2 protein-coding genes are annotated in these 1687 nt (G+C 64.0%); both read left to right on the forward strand.

Annotated features, from left to right (window positions below; translation table 11 throughout):
- Positions 1-318: TOBE domain-containing protein (locus AC6RA4_RS25400; RefSeq protein WP_500165091.1), on the forward strand; the 318-nt coding region annotated here is incomplete at its 5' end.
- A gap of 122 nt (positions 319-440) precedes the next feature.
- The gene (locus AC6RA4_RS25405; RefSeq protein WP_500165093.1) at positions 441-1547 is read left to right on the forward strand and encodes an extracellular solute-binding protein; all 1107 of its coding nucleotides are present in this window, start codon (positions 441-443) and stop codon (positions 1545-1547) included.
- The last annotated feature ends 140 nt before the right edge of the window (positions 1548-1687 follow it).

Consider the following 1687-nt stretch of genomic DNA (forward strand, 5'->3'; position numbering starts at 1 on the left):
GTGCAGCTCGACGGTGGCGAAGTCATCGACGCGATGCCGGTCAACGTCAGCAAGGTCGGCGAGCGCACCCGCGTGTCGATCCGCCCGGAGCGTGTCGAGGTCAATCCCGAGCTTGGCGAAGGCGCCCATACGCTCAAGGCAAAGGTGAAGGAATTCATCTACATGGGCGATATCTTCCGCACGCGCCTGAGCGTGGCGGGCAACGAAGAGTTCGTCATCAAGACCCGCAACCGCCCCGACCAGGTGCGGCTCAAGCCTGGTCAGGAAGTGACGATCGGCTGGCTGCCCGAGGATTGCCGCGCGCTCGACGCGAAGTAGTTTTGTGATTTGCCGGAGCCGGTGGATCGGACGATCATCACCGGCACGGCAACCACCACGAGGCCGGTACCGAAACCCGGGGGCCGCCCTCTTAATACGACGGGTTGAAAAGGGAGTAACCAATGAAACTGACCAAGACCCTTATGGCCTCGACGGCGCTGACCGTCGCTGCCGGTGCAGTGGCCGCACAGGACATGGCTGACAGCATGACGCTGGTGTCCTGGGGGGGCGCTTATCAGGCGAGCCAGGACAAGGCTTATGCCCAGCCCTACGTCGAGATGCACCCCGAGGTGAGCGTCGCGTGGGACGAAAGCTCGAACGAGGCCGTCGCCAAGCTGCGCGCCATGAACGAAGCGGGCAACATCACCTGGGATCTCGTCGACGTCGTGGCGGCAGACGCCATGCGTCTTTGCGACGAAGGTCTGGCGATGGAATACGATCCCGACGAACTGCTCGCCGAAGCGCCCGACGGCACCTCGGCCGAGGATGATTTCGGCGACATGATCGTCTCCGACTGCTTCATCCCGCAGATCGTCTATTCGACCACCGTGGGCTACCGCACCGACCTCGTCGGCGACACCGCGCCCACCGACATCTGCGCGATCTTCGATCTCGAAGCCTACCCGGGCAAGCGCTCGCTCGAGAAGCGCCCGATCAACAACATGGAGTGGGCTCTGTACTGCGACGGCGTCGCCAAGGACGAGATCTACGACGTGCTCGAGACCCCCGAGGGCCAGGATCAGGCGCTCGCCAAGCTCGACACCATCAAGGACAGCGTCGTCTGGTGGTCGGCCGGTGCCGACACCCCGCAGCTGCTCGCCGATGGCGAAGTCGTGATGGGCTCGACCTACAATGGCCGTCTGTTCTCGGTGATCGAGGAGCAGGACCAGCCCGTGGGCATGCTCTGGGACATGCAGGTGTTCGACCTTGACGGCTGGATCATCCCGACCGGTCTGCCGGAAGAGCGCCTGGCTCGCGTGAAGGACTTCGTGAAGTTCGCCACCGACACCCAGCGTCTGGCCGACCAGGCCAAGTACATCTCCTACGGTCCCGCCCGTCAGTCCTCTGCGCCGCTCGTCGGTCAGCACGAGGAACTGGGCATCGACATGGCGCCGCACATGCCGACCGACCCGGAGAACGCTGCCAACACGCTGCTCTACAACTACGAGTTCTGGGCCGACTACCGCGACGACATCGACGCGAAGTTCCAGGCCTGGCTGGCGCAATAAGCGCCTGAGCTGAGCGACAGGGAAGGGGGCCGCGCGGCCCCCTTCCACCCTAGAAAAATCAAATGCGCATCAAAGACGCAGATCCAACGGGGGCCCATTACGCATGAGCGACGCCACTGGGCCAGACACACGCGACGGGC

The sequence above is a fragment of the Salipiger sp. genome, from assembly GCF_059781815.1.

What these genes read in the sequence shown, in the direction of transcription:
- AC6RA4_RS25405 (WP_500165093.1), top strand. Translation starts at nt 441, where the DNA reads ATGAAACTGACCAAGACCCTTATGGCCTCGACGGCGCTGACCGTCGCT.